The following is a 16,964-nucleotide window of genomic DNA, read 5'->3' as shown; positions in this document are numbered from 1 at the left end:
GAGGAAAGCTCGGTATGCAGCTCGGTATGCAGCTCAGACCCGGACTCCGTCCCGGACCATGGCATTCGGCCGCCCTGGTGGCGGCTGCCTCACTGCTCGTCGTGACGGCCCAGTCCGCCGCCGCGGTACAGACCACCGCACCGCGTCCGACGTCGGCGGAAAAGGAATTCACATCCTCGTTCGAACAGGAGGAATCCCCTCCGGACTGGCGCAACACCGTCGACGTGGGACCCGATGGCGAGAAGCGGTCGTCGGGCGTCGACGGGGGCCTCACCGGCGGGATTCCGGGCGGTGTCACCGACCGGGTGGTGGACCTGCGCGCCAGCGGGGAGAACACCGGCGGCGGCGAGACCAAGGAGAACCTGGTCGATGTGCGGTCCGCCACGAAGTGGCTGGCCTTCACGCCCACCGCCTGGGTCGAGTTCGACCTGGACGAGCCGGTCAAGGTCGTCACGTACGCCCTGACCTCGGCCAACGACCACGCGGAGCGCGACCCCCGGGACTGGACGCTCCAGGGCTCCACCGACGGCAAGGAGTGGAAGGACCTGGACACCCGCGAGGGCCAGACCTTCCCCGAGCGCCTCCGGACCGCCAGCTACGACATCGACGCGGACGCGGCCGGCGCGTACCGGCACTACCGGCTGGACATCACGAAGAACAACGGCGCCTCCGACGCCACCCAGTTGGCCGATGTCCAGTTCTCCGACGGCGGTACGAGCACCCCCGCGCCCGAGGACATGCGCACCCAGGTCGACCGTGGTCCCGTCGGCTCCCCCACCGCCAAGTCCGGCGCGGGATTCACCGGGAAGCGGGCGCTGAAGTACGCGGGCACCCACAAGGCGGAGGGGCGCGCCTACTCGTACAACAAGATCTTCGACGTCGATGTGGCCGTACGGCGGGACACGGCGCTCTCGTACCGGATCCACCCCTCGATGACCGGGACGGATCTGAACTACCCCGCCACCAACGTGTCGGTGGATCTCGCCTTCACCGACGGCACCTATCTGAGCGACCTGAACGCGCGCGACTCCCACGGCGGGGCGCTGACCCCGCAGGGCCAGGGTGACGCCAAGCGGCTCTACGTCAACCAGTGGAACCAGGTGGACGCCCGGATCGGCCAGGTCGCCCGGGGCAGGACCGTCGACCGGATCCTGGTCGCGTACGACTCCCGTACGGGACCCGGGGAGTTCGAGGGGTGGATCGACGACATCACCCTGGCGCCCAAGGCGGCGGACAAGCCGCTCGCCCGTCTCTCCGACTACGCGTCCACCACGCGCGGCACCAACTCCAGCGGCTCGTTCTCGCGCGGCAACACCTTCCCCGCGACGGCCGTGCCGAACGGGTTCAACTTCTGGACGCCGGTGACCAACGCCGGTTCGTCGAGCTGGCTCTACGAGTACAGCCGCGGCAACAACGCCGACAACCTGCCCACCCTCCAGGCGTTCGCCGCGAGCCACGAGCCGAGCCCGTGGATGGGTGACCGGCAGACCTTCCAGCTCATGCCGTCCGTGGCCGAGGGCGCCCCGAACGCCTCCCGCACGGCGCGCGCGCTGCCCTTCCGGCACGAGAACGAGACCGCGAAGCCGCACCGCTACGGGGTGACCTTCGAGAACGGTCTGAAGACCGAGATGGTCCCGACCGACCACGCGGCGATGGTGCGCACCACCTATCCGGGTGACAACGCGAGCATGATCCTCGACAACGTCTCCAACGCGGGCGGGCTCACCCTCGATCCGGAGACCCGCTCCTTCACCGCCTACTCCGACGTACGGAGCGGGCTGTCGACCGGCGCCACCCGTCTCTTCGTGTACGGCGTCTTCGACGCACCGGTCACCGCGAGCGGCAAGCTGCCCGGCGGTGGGGGCGCGGACGTCACCGGCTATCTGCGCTTCGACGCCGGCGCCGACCGTACCGTCACCCTGCGCCTGGCGACCTCGCTGATCAGCGTCGACCAGGCGAAGAAGAACCTCGCCGACGAGATCCCGGCCGGCACCCGCTTCGAACGGGTCGAGGACCGGGCGCAGCGCGCCTGGGACGACATCCTGGGCCGGGTGCGGGTGGAGGGCGCGGACCACGACCAGCTCACCACGCTCTACTCCAGCCTCTACCGGCTCTACCTCTACCCCAACTCCGGTTTCGAGAACACCGGTTCGCTCGCGCGGCCGAAGCAGCAGTACGCGAGCCCCTTCTCGCCGAAGACCGGGACGGACACCCCGACCCGGACGGGCGCGAAGATCGTCGACGGTGAGGTGTACGTCAACAACGGGTTCTGGGACACGTACCGGACGACCTGGCCCGCGTACTCCTTCCTCACCCCGAAGAAGGCGGGGTCGCTGGTCGACGGCTTCGTCCAGCAGTACAAGGACGGCGGCTGGATCTCCCGCTGGTCCTCCCCCGGCTACGCCGACCTGATGACCGGCACCAGTTCGGACGTGGCCTTCGCGGACGCGTACGTCAAGGGGGTCGGCTTCGACGCGGAGGCGGCGTACGACGCGGCCCTGAAGAACGCGACGGTGGCGCCGCCGAGCGCGGGCGTGGGCCGCAAGGGCACGGAGACCTCGCCGTTCCTCGGCTACGCCTCCACGGAGACCCACGAGGGCCTGTCCTGGTCGCTGGAGGGCTACCTCAACGACTACGGCATCGCGAAGATGGGCGAGGCGCTGCACAAGAAGACGGGCAAGGCCCGGTACAAGGAGGAGTCCGCGTACTTCCTCAACCGCGCCCAGCACTTCGTCTCGCTCTTCGACAAGAAGGCGGGCTTCTTCCAGGGCCGGAACCTGAAGGGCGACTGGCGGGTCCCGTCCGACACGTTCGACCCGAGGGTCTGGGGCTACGACTACACGGAGACGAACGCGTGGGGCTACGCGTTCACGGCCGTGCAGGACTCGCGCGGGCTGGCCAACCTGTACGGCGGGCGCGCGGGCCTGGCCCAGAAGCTGGACACGTACTTCGCGACGCCGGAGACGGCCGGGCGTGAGTTCGTCGGGTCGTACGGCGGGGTCATCCACGAGATGACGGAGGCGCGCGACGTACGGATGGGCATGTACGGCCACTCCAACCAGGTCGCCCACCACGTCACGTACATGTACGACGCGGCGGCACAGCCGTGGAAGACACAGGAGAAGGTCCGCGAGGTGCTGGGCCGGCTCTACACCGGCAGCGAGATAGGCCAGGGCTACCACGGTGACGAGGACAACGGCGAGCAGTCCGGGTGGTACCTCTTCTCGGCGCTCGGCTTCTATCCGCTGGTGATGGGCAGCGGGGAGTACGCGGTGGGCTCGCCGCTCTTCACGAAGGCGACCGTACGGATGGACAACGGGCGCACGCTGGTCGTCAAGGCGCCGAAGAACAGCGCGAAGAACATCTACGTGCAGGGCCTGAAGGTCAACGGGAAGAGCTGGAACTCGACGGCGCTGCCGCACGAGGTCCTGGCGCGGGGCGGCACGGTGGAGTTCGCCATGGGCCCGAAGCCGTCCTCCTGGGGCACCGGCAAGGGCAAGGGCGCGGGCCGGGACGCGGCGCCGGTCTCGATCACGCGGGACGACAAGGTGCCCTCACCGCGCACCGACGCCCTGACAGGAGCGGGCCCGCTCTTCGACAACACCTCGCGCACGGAGACACCGGTCGAGTCGGTGGAGCTGCCGGTCGCGTCGGCGACGAAGGCCGTCCAGTACACGCTGACATCGGCCACGGCGGCCCGGGCCCCGACGGGGTGGTCGTTGCAGGGATCCACGGACGGTACGACGTGGCGGACCCTGGACACCCGGTCGGGACAGTCCTTCGCCTGGGACCGCCAGACCCGCGTCTTCACGGTGGCGAAGCCGGGGACGTACGCGAAGTACCGCCTGGTGAGCAGCGCGCCGGCCACCCTGGCGGAGGTGGAGCTGCTGCGCTGACGACTCAGCTCCCCGGCAGGGGCGGGGCACCCGGTACGGACCGGGTGCCCCGCCCCTCGCCGTACGGTCACCGCGGGAACGTTCACCGCGGGTACGGTCACTCCGGACGGGCCGCCGCCAGCTCGCGCTCGACGCGCTCGCGCAGGGCCGCCGCCCGGGGGTCGTCGTATCCGCCGAGAAGCCCCAGCACCCGCGCCCAGTGGCGCACCGCACCCGCCGGATCGTCCCCGAGGAGCGTGACCGCGAGCCCGTCCAGGGCCTGCGCCTCGTCCCAGGTGTCGCCCAGCTCCCGGTGGACCGTGGCCGCCAGCAGGTGGAAGCGCGCGGCCTCCTCGCCCCGGTCGAGAGCCCGGTACGTGAGCGCCGCGCCGTGCCATGCCCGGGCCTCCCGGCTGCGGTTGCCGAGGCGGCGCTGGAGCGTGGCGGAGCGCTGGTACGACTCCAGGGCGTCCGGGAACGCGCCGCTCGCGCGCTGGGCGGCGCCCAGGGGCAGCAGCCAGTAGCCCTCCAGCCGGTGGTCGCGCAGCGTGAGGGCGATGTCGAGGGCGGCACGGGCCGACGCGAGAGCCTGCTCCGTCTCACCCCGCTCGCACTCGATCTGGCTCAGGAGGCGCAGGATGTTGCCCTCGCCCCGCTGGTTCTCCCGGGAGCGGTGGGCCTCCAGCGCCTGCCGGGTGACGGTGGCGGCCTCCGGCAGCCGCCCGGCCTCGTAGTGGGTGCTGGCGAGGTTGGAGAGCGTGGTGGCCGCCCAGTGGGCGGAGTCCTGCTCGTGGAAGACGGCGATGGCCTGCTCGAAGTGGTCGGCGGCCGACGCCAGTTGACGGCTGCGGAGATGGAACAGGCCGATCAGGTTGAGCGAATGGGCCTCGCCGAGCCGGTCGCCCAGCTCACGCCAGATCGCCAGGGCGCCCTGGTGGCTCTCCTGGCTCTCGGTGAGGTGGTTGACGCGGGTGTAGCTCATGCCCATCTCTGTGAGAAGTCGGGCCTCTCCGCCGCGATCCCCTACCCGGCGCGCTGCCGCAAGGCCGAGACGGCCTACAGCCAACCAGTCCGCGGCCGGAGCCGAAGGGAAATACGCGTTCGCCAGGACGGCTGCGAGCTGCCAGACCAGCCGGTCATGTCCGGCGGCGGAGCGTACGGCCTGGAGCAGATTGCTGTGCTCCCGCTCCGCCCAGTCCACGGCGGCGTCGTAGTCCTGAAAGCCCAGGGGCCGTACACCTGCCGTCGGCGAAGCGAGGACCAGGTGGGTCGCTGCGGGGCTGATCCAGCTCTGGGCCGCGTCGGCGGTGTGCAGATACCAGTCCAGAACGCGCTGCAGCGCGGCTTCACGTTCCGCGAGCGGCTCCTCATGCTGAGCCTGATCGGTGGCGTAGGCACGCAACAAGTCATGGAACTGGTAGCGGTCCGGCGCGGTCTGTTCCAGCAGATGAGCACCGACCAGCGAGTCCAGAAGTTGCCTCGCCCGACTGGTCGTCAGGGCGGCGAGAGCGGCGGCGGCGTCAAGACCGAACTCGGGTCCGGGGTGCAGACCGAGCAGCCGGAACAGTCGGGCGGCCTGGTCGGGCAGGGCACGGTAGGACCACGCGAAGACCGTACGGACCGCTTCGGCCTCCTCGTCGTCCCCGGTGCTGAGGGCGTCCCACAGGGCGCTCTCGTCCCGCAGGTCGGCGATCAGGTCGTCCAGCCGCATGTGCGGGTGGCTCGCGGCGCGTTCGGCGGCGATCCGCAGCGCCAGGGGCAGTCGGGCGCAGAGCTCGGCCAGTTCGGTGAGCTTGTCCGCGTCGTCCTCCGGCCGGTACCCGGCGGTGACCGCACGGAGCAGCGCGACGGCCTCCGGCTGGGGCAGGGTGCCCAGCGTCAGCCGGCGCGCCCCGTCACGGACGGCCAGCCCGGAGAGCCTGCTGCGGCTGGTGACGACCACAAGACAGTCCTTGTTGCCGGGGAGCAGCGGACGCACCTGACCGACTGTGGCAGCGTTGTCAAGAACGATCAGCATCCGGCGATCGGCCAGCAGTGAGCGGTACAGAGCGGCGGCGGCGTCGGAATCCTGCGGCAGCGATCCGGGAGGCGCGCCCAGAGCGGGCAGGAATCGGTGCAGCGCCTCCTGGGCGGTGACCGGCTCCCCCGGGTCGTAGCCGCGCAGATTGACGTAAAGCTGCCCGTCCCGGAAACGCTCCTGGACCTGATGGGCCCAGTGCAACGCCAGCGAGGTCTTTCCCGCACCGGCGGTACCGGCGATGACGCAGACCGAGATGACGAGCGGGCGGCCGTCGTTGTCGGCCAGCACCGCGTTCAACTGGTTGAGTTCGTCCGTGCGGTTGACAAATTGACTGACGTCGGCGGGGAGTTGCCGTGGGGTGGGGTTCATGGAGCCTCCCTCGCCCTGTGGGCCGGGCCCATGGAAGTGAATTCCTCCGGCCACATTTCCGGCTTGCACGACATCGCGGGAAGTCCCCGACAGGTCGTTCCGCGACCTGTCGGGGTAATTTCCGTTTCCAGTGGATTCGTTGATCGCCTAATCCGCCTTCATCATCGGAGGGGGAAGGTGAGCCACCTCGCGGTCGAAGAAGTCCATCACGTCCTCACCCACCCGGTAGAGTTCTTTGATGTAGCTTTCCCAGCCCCTGATGATGTCGGGGTCGGTATAACGAATCGCACCGTTCGGGACACCGGTTTCGGTGTAAAGAACCTGGTACAGCACGTCTCCGCCGAGGATGACCAACTCCGGCAGAAGACCTTCGCCCTCCGATGGGGTCACCAGTTCGACACCGACCACGCGGACCCGCATTCCGCATTCCGCCTGCTGCCGCAACGAGTTCAGCTCCCATTGCAGGTAAGGCGTCAGCGGCTGTTCGACCACCCGCACGCGGTGAAAAGCGGAGTTGCGGCGCTCATCCGCCTGGGCGGCGGCGAGAAGTTTCTCGCGCCGTTCTTCCATGAGCCGCAGCGATTCCCTCCAGTCCCCCCGCGAGAGCGCGTCGCGGCTGGGACTGCCCTGCTCCTCGAAGTGCTGCCGTCGCTCCAGTTTCCACGAGTCCCGGTCATGAATCGCCGCGTCCCGCTCCCGGAATTCCCGCTTGTAAACGTCTCGTACGAGCCTCTCACCCTGCTCGGGGAGGAGGGTCGGTGCGCGCAGATCAAGCATCGGCAATATCCGGCTTCGCCGCGCTGAGCATATTTCCAGGGATGATGACCAGTCGCTCGTCCGCGGCCAGAGCGACACCCACTGGCAGTCGCCGAGCGTAATGGGAAGTGAGGTCCCTGCCGATCACGGCGATATCACCGTTGTCGAGCTGCCAGATGTCCGGGCATTCGTCGGAACCGTCAGAGTTCCCCAGTTCCTTTGCCGACTTTCCCAGCCGGTGGGCGAATAAGGCGGATGGGTCGGCCTCCCAGGCACGTTCCACGCTTGCCTCCGCAACGAGTTGGTTGAGTGCACAACTGCCACCAATTGTATATGCGGATGGTTACGCAGAGCAACGTACGACAGGGACAGGTTCTCGCCAACGCCGAGGGCCGTGCCCTGTACGCGAACGTACGGGGCACGGCCCTGGTCGAGTGGCGGCGCGAGCCGCGGGGGCCTACTTGCGGATCAGGCTGCGCAGCACGTACTGCATGATGCCGCCGTTGCGGTAGTAGTCCGCCTCACCCGGGGTGTCGATGCGGACCACCGCGTCGAACTCCACGCCGGTGTCCGTGGTCACCTTGACCGTGCGCGGGGTGGTGCCGTTGTTCAGCTCCGTGACGCCGGTGAAGGAGAAGGTCTCCTCGCCCGTCAGGCCCAGGGACTGCGCCGAGGCGCCCTCCGGGTACTGGAGCGGGAGCACGCCCATGCCGATCAGGTTCGAGCGGTGGATGCGCTCGTACGACTCGGCGATGACGGCCTTCACGCCGAGCAGCGCGGTGCCCTTGGCGGCCCAGTCGCGGGACGAGCCCGAGCCGTACTCCTTGCCCGCCAGGACGACGAGCGGGATGGACTGCTCGATGTAGTTGCGCGAGGCGTCGTAGATGAACGAGACCGGGGCATCATCCACCGTGAAGTCGCGGGTGTAGCCGCCCTCCGTGCCCGGCGCGATCTGGTTGCGCAGGCGGATGTTGGCGAACGTGCCGCGGATCATGACCTCGTGGTTGCCGCGCCGGGAACCGTACGAGTTGAAGTCGCGGCGCTCGACGCCGTGCTCCGTCAGGTACGTGCCGGCCGGGGTGTCGGCCTTGATCGCGCCGGCCGGGGAGATGTGGTCGGTGGTGACCGAGTCGCCCAGCTTGGCCAGCACGCGCGCGCCGGAGATGTCCGCGACCGGCGTGGTCTCCATCGTCATGCCCTCGAAGTACGGGGGCTTACGGACGTAGGTGGACTGCGGGTCCCACTCGAAGGTGTTGCCGGTGGGGATCGGCAGCGCCTGCCACTGCGCGTCGCCCGCGAAGACGTCGGCGTAGGACTTGTTGAACATGTCCTCGCCGATGGCGTTGGCCACGACGTCGTTGACCTCGGCCTCGGTGGGCCAGATGTCCTGGAGGTAGACCGGCTTGCCGTCCTGGTCGGTGCCCAGGGCGTCCTTGGTGATGTCCACCTTCATCGACCCGGCGAGGGCGTACGCGACGACGAGCGGCGGGGACGCCAGGTAGTTCATCTTGACGTCGGGGTTGATCCGGCCCTCGAAGTTACGGTTGCCGGAGAGCACCGAGGTGACCGCGAGGTCGTGCTCGTTGACCGCCTTGGAGACCTCCTCGGGCAGCGGGCCCGAGTTGCCGATGCAGGTGGTGCAGCCGTAACCGACGAGGTTGAAGCCGACCTTGTCGAGGTACGGGGTGAGGCCCGCCTTGTCGAAGTAGTCGGTGACGACCTTCGAGCCGGGGGCGAGGGTGGTCTTGACCCACGGCTTGCGGCTGAGGCCCTTCTCCACCGCCTTCTTCGCGACGAGCGCGGCGGCCACCATCACGTACGGGTTCGACGTGTTGGTGCAGGAGGTGATCGCGGCGACGGTGACGGCGCCGTGGTCGATCTCGTACGTCGAGCCGTCGGGGGCGGTGACCAGGGTCGGGCGTGTCGGCACACCGTTGGCGGAGGCCGGGGCGTCGGAGGCCGGGAAGGACTCCTTGCCCGCCTCCTCGTCCTCGGAGACGTAGTTGCGTACGTCCTCGGCGAACTTCGCCTTGGCCTCGGCCAGGATGATGCGGTCCTGGGGTCGCTTCGGGCCCGCGATGGAGGGGACGACCGTGGAGAGGTCCAGCTCCAGCTTCTCCGAGAAGTCGGGCTCGGCGGCCGGGTCGAGCCAGAGGCCCTGCTCCTTCGCGTACGCCTCGACGAGGGCGACCTGCTGCTCGTCCCGGCCGGTCAGGCGGAGGTACTTCAGCGTCTCGTCGTCGATCGGGAAGATCGCGGCGGTGGAGCCGAACTCCGGCGACATGTTGCCGATGGTGGCGCGGTTGGCGAGGGAGGTGGCGGCGACGCCCTCCCCGTAGAACTCGACGAACTTGCCGACGACGCCGTGCTTGCGCAGCATCTCGGTGATCGTGAGGACCAGGTCGGTGGCGGTGGTGCCGGCGGGCAGCTCACCGGTCAGCTTGAAGCCGACGACGCGCGGGATGAGCATCGAGACGGGCTGGCCGAGCATCGCGGCCTCGGCCTCGATGCCGCCGACGCCCCAGCCCAGCACGCCCAGGCCGTTGACCATGGTGGTGTGCGAGTCGGTGCCGACGAGGGTGTCGGGGTACGCCTGGCCGTTACGGACCATGACCGTACGGGCCAGGTGCTCGATGTTGACCTGGTGCACGATGCCGGTGCCCGGCGGGACGACCTTGAACTCGTCGAAGGCGGTCTGGCCCCAGCGCAGGAACTGGTAGCGCTCGCGGTTGCGGCCGTACTCCAGCTCGACGTTCTGCGCGAACGCCTCGTGCGTACCGAACTTGTCGGCGATGACGGAGTGGTCGATGACCAGCTCGGCCGGCGCCAGCGGGTTGATCTTCGCCGGGTCGCCGCCCAGCTCCTTCACGGCCTCACGCATGGTGGCGAGGTCCACCACACAGGGCACCCCGGTGAAGTCCTGCATGATCACGCGGGCCGGCGTGAACTGGATCTCCTGGCTCGGCTGCGCCTGGGAGTCCCAGGAGCCGACGGAGCGGATGTGATCGGCGGTGATGTTCGCGCCGTCCTCGGTACGGAGCAGGTTCTCCAGCAGCACCTTCAGGCTGTAAGGCAGGCGTGCGGAGCCCTCGACCTTGTCCAGCTTGAAGATCTCGTACGACTCGTCGCCCACGCGCAGCGTGCTGCGGGCGTCGAAGCTGTTCGCCGACACGACAGTCTCCTTCATCAATGTGCACGTACTACGTCATGCTGCCGCCACGGCTCCTCACCGATCCGCTAAGGTAAGGCTTAGTTAGGTAACCCTTACCGATTGGCGGCCGCTGTACGCCTTCGGGCAGATATCTCGATGTCGAGATAACTCTAGTACATGACCGCTGCTCGGTCATGCCCAGGCCCGGTCGTGCTGTGTCATCGACGGCCGCGCGTCAGGTGACGGAGTCCGCCGTGTCCCGCCCGCCCACGGCGCCCCCGGCGCCCCGGGGAGAGGTACGGGGCGACCGCAGCCGGTCCTGGAGGGCCGCGAAGGCCGTGAACGTGACCGGGAGAGTCACGGCCGCGGTGACCAGGATGCCGACGATGACGGGAGCGAGGATGCCGGCGTAGTACGCGGCGAAGAAGTTACCCGTGGCCTGTTCGAGGAGGGTTCGCACGAGGGGCCGCAGCGGCAGGGCGAGCTGCACCACCAGCCGGAGCACCCCAGCGGTGAGCACGGCCAGCGGGAGCGCGAGGACGAGGACGCCGGCCGCTCCGGCGCGCGTCCGCGTCAGTGACCAGGAACGGCGCAGAGCCGCGCGGGGGCCGAGGCCTTCGGCCGCGGCGGCCGGGGCGAGGGCCAGCGCGAGGCGCAGCAGCACGGCGGCGAACGCGGCCACCGCCGGGGAGACCTCGATGAGTGTGTGGGGCCACGATCCGCGTTCCAGAAGCTGCTCCTCGGTGTCGAGATGGAGGCCGGTGAGGCTGTCCGCCACGTAGGCGACGAGCAGCGGCAGGGGCCAGACGATCAGGCCGCGCAGCGTGTACACGGCGAGCACCGATCGCAGCCGCGCGGGGGCCGTGGCACATGACCGGTCCCCGTGCGAGGGCGCGCGGGACCCCGCCGCGACCGCCCGCGAGCACACGGTCTGCAGGGCCGCGCCGCCGGTGCCGAGGAGAAGCAGGAAGAGCGGGAGAGTACCGAGGGCGACCAGTACCAGGCCGGTGCGGTCGTGCAGATAGGGGTCCTCGATGTGGTGGTACCAGATGCGTTGGTTCCGCATCCGGGTGAAGACGGGCCAGGCGAGCGCGAATATCGCGGCCGTCATCAGCAGCCAGGCCAGTCCGGACAGGCCGACGATGCGTACCGTCGCACCTGCCAGAACGCCCCGGTGGAGCCGCAGGACGGCGAAGGTCGTGGCGGCCGGGCCGCGTCGCGGGATCCCGCTCGTCGGTCGCACCGTGGGGTCGTGCTGTGTACGCATGTGGTCGAGCCTTCTGTACGTTCCGGTTCCGTTCCCGGAAGGGACGCCGGGCGGACCGCCAACGGTTCTCCGGACGTGCCCGGCCGGGGCGGCACGGCCGGTGGTCCAGGAGGACACACGGGTCCGGGGCTCAGCCGACCGACCGCTCGCACCGCTCGCGCGCTCAGCCGAGTACGTCGCGCAAGAGGTCTCGCGTTCTTCGCCACCTGGCTCGATCCGGTGCGCGCGACGAACGGGAGGAGCGGGAGGCCGGGGGCCGGCTCGGGGCGCAGGTGGCTCTCGTCCCAGACATAGGGCAGGGAGTCCCAGTGCGGCAGACCGCCCTCGCGCAGCCACTGTGCCAGCCGCTGCCCGTCGTCGGAGCCGAGGTGCCCGGCATAGGCGCCGCAGCATCCGGAGGAGGACTCCAGTCGCAGCCGGTCGCCGTCGGCCGTCACCACCGGGTCGAGCGAACCCCCGGCGCTCGACCCGGTGGTAGCGGGCGCCGGCCGCCGCGGCGACCGCGAGCAGCGCCGTCGCCGCGGCGGCCGGCGCGGTCAGGAACCCGCTGAAGAAGCGGGGGTTGGCCGCCTCCCCGGCCGGGGAGGCACCGCCGGACGTCTCCAGGGCGAGACGGCGCCCGGCCGTGGAATCGCGCACGCCGGAGGGCGCATGTAGGAGTAGCTCCGCACGCGTTGGGTCACACGCACACGCTACGACCGAGGACTGACATCGGGCCGCGTGAGCCGCTCGCCTCCGTACGATCCTCCGTTGCCCGGCCGGGAGCCGTCCGGCAGCATGGCGCCCGAACGGCTCCACGAATCCAGGGGCTTGCCCACGTACACCCCGTACGCACACCTTCGTCGGCGGGTACGAGAATCCTGACGGAGTGACGATATGACGACGCTGCCGCACCGCCTCCTCGTGGCCCTTGAGCGGTTCAATGCCGCCCACCCGTGGGACCACAACGCCCACTACCACCCCTGGATCCTGCGGCAGCTCCCCCGGCGCTTCGGCAGCGCCCTGGACATCGGCTCCGGCACCGGCGACCTGGCCAGGCTCCTGGCCACGCGCGCGGGCACGGTGCACGGCATCGACTCCGACCCGCGGATCACCGCCCGGGCACGGGAACTGACCCCTGCGGCGACCCCCGTCACCTTCACGACCGCGGACGCGCCGACCGGGATCCCCGGGGCCTCCTACGACGTCATCACGTGCGTCGCCACGATCCACCACCTGCCGTTCGCCGACGCCCTCAGCGCCTTCCGCCGCCATCTGGCGCCCGGCGGAACCCTCGTGGTGCTCGGGCTGTCGCGCCCGACGACGCCCGGCGACCACCTGCTCGGAACCGTGGCCGCACCGCTCAACGCCGCCACGGGCTGGTTCAGGAACAGGGGCCGCACCGCACCGCGTCCGGTCTCGATGACGGCCGCGACCCGGCCGGCGGAGATGAGCTTCCCCGACATCGTCCGCGAGGCCCGTGCGGTCCTGCCCGGCGCCCGACTGCGGCGCAGGCTGTTCTGGCGCTACACGCTCGTATGGCAGCACCGCTGAGCGGCCTCGCCCCGGGGCAACGCTCTTGTCCACGACCGGTGCCGCCCCGCTCGGTCACCCGTACGGCCGTACCCCGGTGGCCTCATCGTGCGGCCGACCGCACGATGAGTTGGGTGACACTCCGACAGCCCACCCCAGGAGAGCCGTTATCTCACAGGTGAGATAACCTGTCGCCATGGCAGACGACTACCTCGTACGCATCGGCAAGCTCATCCGTGACGCCCGGCAGCACCGGGGGTGGACACAGAGCCAACTCGCCGACGCATTGGCCACAAGCCAGAGCGCTGTGAATCGCATCGAGCGCGGCAACCAGAACATCAGCCTTGAGATGATCGCGCGCATCGGCGAGGCACTCGACAGCGAGATCGTGTCCCTCGGGTACGCGGGCCCGATGCATCTGCGGGTGGTCGGCGGGCGGCGGCTCTCCGGAGCCATCGACGTCAAGACGAGCAAGAACGCGTGTGTGGCGCTGCTCTGCGGCTCGCTGCTCAACAAGGGACGTACGGTGCTGCGCCGGGTGGCGCGCATCGAGGAGGTCTTCCGGCTGCTGGAGGTGCTGAACTCCATCGGCGTCCGCACCCGCTGGATCAACGACGGCGTGGACCTGGAGATCGTGCCGCCCGCCGAGCTGGACATGGAGGCCATCGACGCGGAGGCGGCCCGCCGCACCCGCTCGATCATCATGTTCCTCGGCCCGCTGCTGCACCGGATGGACGCCTTCCGGCTGCCGTACGCGGGCGGCTGCGACCTCGGTACGCGCACGATCGAGCCGCACATGATCGCGCTGCGCCGCTTCGGTCTCGACATCGCGGCGACCGAGGGGCTGTACCACGCCCAGGTGGACCACTCCGTCTCACCGGACCGCCCGATCGTCCTGACCGAGCGCGGGGACACCGTCACCGAGAACGCCCTGCTGGCCGCCGCGCGCCACGACGGCTCGACCGTCATCCGCAACGCCTCGTCCAACTACATGGTCCAGGACCTCTGTTTCTTCCTGGAGGCGCTGGGCGTACGGGTCGACGGCATCGGCACGACCACACTGACCGTCCACGGTGTGCCCTCCATCGACGTGGACGTGGACTACTCCCCCTCCGAGGACCCGGTCGAGGCGATGAGCCTGATCGCCGCCGCCGTGGTCACCGAGTCCCAGCTCACGATCCGCCGCGTCCCGATCGAGTTCCTGGAGATCGAGCTGGCGGTGCTGGAGGAGATGGGTCTCGACCACGACCGTACGACCGAGTACTGCGCCGACAACGGCCGTACCCGGCTGGTGGATCTGACCGTACGGCCCTCGAAGCTGGAGGCGCCGATCGACAAGATCCACCCGATGCCGTTCCCCGGCCTGAACATCGACAACGTGCCGTTCTTCGCGGCCATCGCGGCGGTCGCCCAGGGCCAGACACTGATCCACGACTGGGTCTACGACAACCGCGCCATCTACCTCACGGACCTCAACCGCCTCGGCGGCCGTCTCCAACTCCTCGACCCCCACCGCGTCCTGGTGGAGGGCCCGACCCGCTGGCGCGCCGCCGAGATGATGTGCCCGCCCGCGCTGCGGCCCGCGGTGGTGGTCCTGCTGGCGATGATGGCGGCGGAGGGCACGTCCGTACTGCGCAACGTGTATGTCATCAACCGGGGGTACGAGGACCTGGCGGAGCGGCTCAACTCGGTGGGCGCGCAGATCGAGATCTTCCGCGACATCTGATACGCGGATGCCGCCGCACCCCGCCTGACCTGCTATTGAGCAGGTCAGGCGGGGTGCGGCGGCATCTGAATGGACACACCCGCGCTCAGCCTTGCTCCGGAACGAAATCGCGCGGCGGCTTCTCGTCGTACAGGCTTCGCACGAAGTGGTCCCAGATGTTCATGGACTGATAGGGGCCCATCCGGTAATGGTCCACGCCGGGCCGGATCTTGAAGTCGAACCTCTTGCCCACGCGGATCAGCGCATCCGCCAGGGCGTACGAGTGATCGACCGTGGCGTTCTCGTCGATCTCTCCGCACATGATGAGCAGGTCGCCCACGAGCCGATCAGCGAGTTGTACGTTGCCGAGTCCGAGATAGGCGTCGCTCTCACGATCGACCTCCCCACCGAGGTGCCAGTCCCATCTGCCGAACGGCATCTTCCGGGGATCGTGGACGCCGGCACTGCTCACCGCCGCCCGGTAGAAGTCCGGGAACATCAGAATCATCCTCGCTGCGTTGTACCCGCCGTAGGAGTGCCCGACGACGCCGACTCTGCTGAGGTCCAGCTGCGGGTGTTCGTCGGCCAACGCCGTGATCGCTGTCACGTGGTCCTCGAGACCGCGGCCGGTGTGGAAGTGCTGGAAGGTCCATTGCCGGAATGTGCGGTCGCGACCGGGGGTGCCTCGCGCATCGAGCATGACAGTGGCGAAGCCCAGTGCGTTGTAGGCGGGAAGGTGAATCTGTCGGGCGGCCATCTTGCTGCCGCCGACGAATGCGTGCGGGGAGTGAGTTGTCTGATAGCCGGCGTACACGTCCTCGATGATCGGGATGCTGCGTGCGTCGAACGGATGCCGCGGCAGGGACAGCACACCCCAGAGATCGGTGACGCCGTCGTCCGCCTTGACGCAGAACGCTTGCGGCACCACGTACCCGGCGTCGAGCAGGGGGCCGACGTCGGTGCGCTCGAGCTCGAACACGATGCGACCGTCATTCTCCGCATCGCGCAACAGGATGACAGGCGGATCACTGACGGTCGACTGATGATCGATGAAGAAACGGCCGCTCGGGCTGATGCTCTGAACGGGTGGCTTTCCCTGTCCGAAGACCAGGTGGAAGAACTGCGGCTCCGGCGCCACGAGATCGTGGTCGGCCGGCTCGGGGGTCAACAGGCGCTGCGTACCGCCGTCGAGGCCGACGCGGTAGAGCCGGCGCCAGTAAGGATTGCCGCCGTCCGACGACGTCCCCGCCAGATAGGTGATCTCGCGGCGCTCGGTATCGAGGTGCAGGATGTCGCGCACGACGATGTCACCATCGGTGATGCGGTTCTTGCGCTCACCGGTCGTGAGGTCATGGAGATAGAGGTGGCCCCACCCGTCACCTTGCGAGAACAGCAGCGCCTCTCCGCTGTCGGGAAGCACGCGGACGAGCGGCAGGTTGTAGAGGAACTGGTTCGGCTCGTACAGCGGCCCCTCGTCGAGCACCACGGCATCGCGACGTTCGCCGGTGGCGGCGTCGATCTCGACGATGGCCGCACGGGATCCACCCTGCCGGTGATGCAAGAGGTAAAGATGCGCCTCATCGGCGGACCAGGTGATCTCACTGCTGCCGTTGACCATCAGCTGCGACACGAGTCCGTCCCCGGCGTCCACGGACACCCACTTGCCCGTGTCCAGATCGATCACACGACATTCGGGGGGAGGCGGAGCGCCCTCGTCCTCAAGCTGAACCTTCCATTCGTGAACCTGCGGCCGCGCCGCCCCCGACGGGGGAAGGTTCTCGACCATGTGCTTGGTCGCCATGCGTCGTTCGTCGGGTCGCATGGTGATGACACGGCGACCGGACGGCGAATGGACTGTGCCGACCGGAGGCAGGTCGAGCCCCATCCGCCGGAAGGGTACGACCATGTTGTTGTCGGCGGACAGCGCACCCCACGCGAAATCCGGTTCCCCGTCGAAGGTGATCTGCGTCTCGCGCTCGCCGTCGACCAGCCACAGGTTGTGATCGCGACGCCGTAGCCCGCGGCCGTCCGGACCGAGCAGCACTCCCGGGGGAACCACCGTGGATTCGCTGTGGATGCCGAGCTCGGCAAGACTCCCGGCCGTCCTTCTCGTCCCCGCCCCCGGGTCGACACGCACGAACTGCTCGTCGCCGTGTGTCTCCCGTCGATACCAGAAGTCATCGCCGTCGCCTGTCCACACCGGGTCCACGCGCCGGTTGCGCATGAGAGACGTGAGCTTTCCGGGGGCGAGAGCGGCCGCATGCCGGTAGCGCTCGAGCATCGTCAACATGGCCCCGACGCTATCGAGT

The 16,964-nt window shown here is 69.1% G+C and carries 9 protein-coding genes and 1 pseudogene; 3 read left to right on the top strand and 7 right to left on the bottom strand.

The features are described from left to right. Positions 1-26 precede the first annotated feature (26 nt). Positions 27-3,896 (top strand): GH92 family glycosyl hydrolase, encoded by a 3,870-nt coding sequence (locus ACIBJC_RS38510; protein WP_399301226.1) that lies wholly within the window; start codon positions 27-29, stop codon positions 3,894-3,896. Positions 3,897-3,993: 97 nt separating this feature from the next. Here ACIBJC_RS38510 and ACIBJC_RS38505 read toward each other — a convergent pair whose 3' ends face one another. The 6 genes and pseudogenes from ACIBJC_RS38505 to ACIBJC_RS38480 all read right to left on the bottom strand — a co-directional run. After that, the gene (locus tag ACIBJC_RS38505) at positions 3,994-6,264 is read right to left on the bottom strand and encodes an ATP-binding protein (RefSeq protein ID WP_399301199.1); all 2,271 of its coding nucleotides are present in this window, start codon (positions 6,262-6,264) and stop codon (positions 3,994-3,996) included. Between the two features lie 147 nt (positions 6,265-6,411). Then, complete coding sequence (locus tag ACIBJC_RS38500; RefSeq protein ID WP_399301197.1) at positions 6,412-7,041, bottom strand: DUF6879 family protein; 630 nt, start codon at positions 7,039-7,041, stop codon at positions 6,412-6,414. After that, positions 7,034-7,303: a hypothetical protein gene (locus tag ACIBJC_RS38495; RefSeq protein ID WP_399301195.1), complete on the bottom strand. Its 270-nt coding sequence runs from the start codon at positions 7,301-7,303 to the stop codon at positions 7,034-7,036. Before ACIBJC_RS38495 ends, ACIBJC_RS38500 begins: the two co-directional genes overlap by 8 nt. 174 nt (positions 7,304-7,477) lie before the next feature. Continuing rightward, entirely contained in the window at positions 7,478-10,192 is a 2,715-nt protein-coding gene (acnA, locus tag ACIBJC_RS38490) for an aconitate hydratase AcnA (protein WP_399301193.1), read from the bottom strand. A gap of 214 nt (positions 10,193-10,406) precedes the next feature. Continuing rightward, positions 10,407-11,438: a hypothetical protein gene (locus ACIBJC_RS38485; protein WP_399301191.1), complete on the bottom strand. Its 1,032-nt coding sequence runs from the start codon at positions 11,436-11,438 to the stop codon at positions 10,407-10,409. Positions 11,439-11,812: 374 nt separating this feature from the next. Then, a pseudogene (locus tag ACIBJC_RS38480) lies at positions 11,813-12,077 on the bottom strand (SWIM zinc finger family protein); the annotation flags it as partial. Between the two features lie 237 nt (positions 12,078-12,314). On the opposite strand from ACIBJC_RS38480, the gene ACIBJC_RS38475 reads away from it, so the two are divergent. Beyond that, on the top strand, positions 12,315-12,971 hold the full coding sequence (locus tag ACIBJC_RS38475; RefSeq protein ID WP_399301190.1) for a class I SAM-dependent methyltransferase: 657 nt from the start codon (positions 12,315-12,317) through the stop codon (positions 12,969-12,971). Positions 12,972-13,146: 175 nt separating this feature from the next. Continuing rightward, positions 13,147-14,676, top strand: coding sequence for a helix-turn-helix domain-containing protein (locus ACIBJC_RS38470; RefSeq protein WP_399301188.1), 1,530 nt, complete (start codon positions 13,147-13,149; stop codon positions 14,674-14,676). Between the two features lie 85 nt (positions 14,677-14,761). Here the strand turns inward: ACIBJC_RS38470 and ACIBJC_RS38465 are convergent, their stop codons facing one another. Next, positions 14,762-16,945: an alpha/beta fold hydrolase gene (locus tag ACIBJC_RS38465; RefSeq protein WP_399301186.1), complete on the bottom strand. Its 2,184-nt coding sequence runs from the start codon at positions 16,943-16,945 to the stop codon at positions 14,762-14,764. Positions 16,946-16,964: the final 19 nt, after the last annotated feature.

It is taken from the genome of Streptomyces sp. NPDC050509 (assembly GCF_044457965.1).
Classification (GTDB): Bacteria; Actinomycetota; Actinomycetes; order Streptomycetales; family Streptomycetaceae; genus Streptomyces.
This window is presented reverse-complemented; position numbering and strand designations above follow the sequence as displayed.

Coding starts and splice junctions, on each gene's coding strand:
- ACIBJC_RS38470 (WP_399301188.1), top strand. CDS start 13,147: ATGGCAGACGACTACCTCGTACGCATCGGCAAGCTCATCCGTGACGCC.
- ACIBJC_RS38465 (WP_399301186.1), bottom strand. CDS start 16,945: ATGTTGACGATGCTCGAGCGCTACCGGCATGCGGCCGCTCTCGCCCCC.
- ACIBJC_RS38510 (WP_399301226.1), top strand. CDS start 27: ATGCAGCTCAGACCCGGACTCCGTCCCGGACCATGGCATTCGGCCGCC.
- ACIBJC_RS38485 (WP_399301191.1), bottom strand. CDS start 11,438: ATGCGTACACAGCACGACCCCACGGTGCGACCGACGAGCGGGATCCCG.
- ACIBJC_RS38505 (WP_399301199.1), bottom strand. CDS start 6,264: ATGAACCCCACCCCACGGCAACTCCCCGCCGACGTCAGTCAATTTGTC.
- ACIBJC_RS38475 (WP_399301190.1), top strand. CDS start 12,315: ATGACGACGCTGCCGCACCGCCTCCTCGTGGCCCTTGAGCGGTTCAAT.
- ACIBJC_RS38500 (WP_399301197.1), bottom strand. CDS start 7,041: ATGCTTGATCTGCGCGCACCGACCCTCCTCCCCGAGCAGGGTGAGAGG.